Origin of the sequence: Paracraurococcus lichenis (genome assembly GCF_030657435.1) — a bacterium.
In the GTDB taxonomy this organism is placed as follows: Bacteria; Pseudomonadota; Alphaproteobacteria; order Acetobacterales; family Acetobacteraceae; genus Paracraurococcus; species Paracraurococcus lichenis.
The window spans coordinates 1-1,290 of sequence record NZ_JAUTWS010000308.1; the positions used below are offsets into that span (position 1 = coordinate 1).

A 1,290-nucleotide genomic window follows, 5' to 3' on the forward strand; every position below is an offset into this window, starting at 1 on the left:
CCCCGATGCCCGCCGGCCAACGCTCCCCGACCGCTGCGGCTTGGACGATCCGCTCGACCGCCGTTCGCACCCGCGACGGTCCGGAGCGGCTCGATCAGGCCTATCGCCGCCTCATGAGCGACACCTCGCGCCACGAACCGCTGACGCCGGACCGCCCGCTCGGGCGGCCGTGCGCGGCCAGCCCCCCTGCATCCGGGAGATGATGATCCATGCGCGCCGCGATCTACGCCCGCGTTTCCACCGAGCGCCAAGAACAGCAACAGACCATTGGCAGCCAGGTCGCGGCCTTGCGGGACTGGGCGGCCGCACGGGGCCACGTGCTCGCCGAAGCCCACGTGTTCCGCGACGAGGGTTACAGCGGCTCCCGCCTGGACCGCCCTGCGCTGGACGCGCTCAGGGACGCCGTCCGCGACGCCGCCGTCGACGTGGTGGCGGTGTTCAGCCCCGACCGGCTCGCCCGCAAGTATGCCTACCAGGTCCTGCTGATGGAGGAGTTCCGTCGCGCCGGTTGCGAGGTCGCGTTCCTGCACCGCCCGATCTCCGACGATCCGAATGATCAGCTCCTGCTACAGATCCAGGGCGCCGTCGCCGAATACGAACGCGCCGTACTGGCCGAGCGCTTCCGGCGCGGCAAGCTGCAAAGGGCGCGCGACGGCGGCATCGTCGGCTCCAAGGCCCCCTACGGCTACCGCTACGAGGGGCGCCGCGGCGCCGTTCTCGCCCGCCTTGTCATCGACGAGGCGGAGGCCGCCATGGTCCGAGACCTCTACGCTTGGGTGGTCGAGGACGGGCTCACCGTCCGCCAGTGCACGAAGCGGTTGGACGCCGGCCCTTGGGTGACCCGGTCAGGGCGCGCGCAGTGGTCGAGTTCGGTCGTGCATCACATTCTGACCGACCCGGTCTATGTCGGCGTCACCTACGCCAACCGCTTCGACTACGTCGCCCCCAGGCAGCGCCGGGGGCACTCCCGTCGCGGCACGGAGCGCACCTGCCGACGGCCGCGCCCGCCCGAGCAGTGGATCGCCATCTCGGTGCCGCCGCTGGTGGACCAGCGGACGTGGGATGGCGTGCGCGCCGCGCTCGCGCGCAATGCCGCGCTGGCGTTCCGCCACAACAAGAAGCGCGACTACATGCTGCGCTGCCTGCTGAAGTGCGGCCGGTGCGGCCTCGGGATCCACGGCTGCTACTCGGCCCCGCAAGGTGACCGGCCTGGCAGGTGCTACTATCGCTGCGCCGGGGTGGACCCGCTCACGACGGCCCGCGAGACGAAGTGCCCGCGGGCGCAGATCC

2 protein-coding genes are annotated in these 1,290 nt (G+C 71.8%); both read left to right on the forward strand.

Going from position 1 to position 1,290, the window contains the following annotated elements; all coding sequences use genetic code 11:
• Positions 1-203, forward strand: a 203-nt coding sequence (locus Q7A36_RS39865) for a hypothetical protein (protein ID WP_305109334.1), incomplete at its 5' end; no start/stop codon positions are given.
• 6 nt (positions 204-209) lie between these two features.
• Positions 210-1,290: recombinase family protein (locus tag Q7A36_RS39870; protein ID WP_305109335.1), on the forward strand; the 1,081-nt coding region annotated here is incomplete at its 3' end.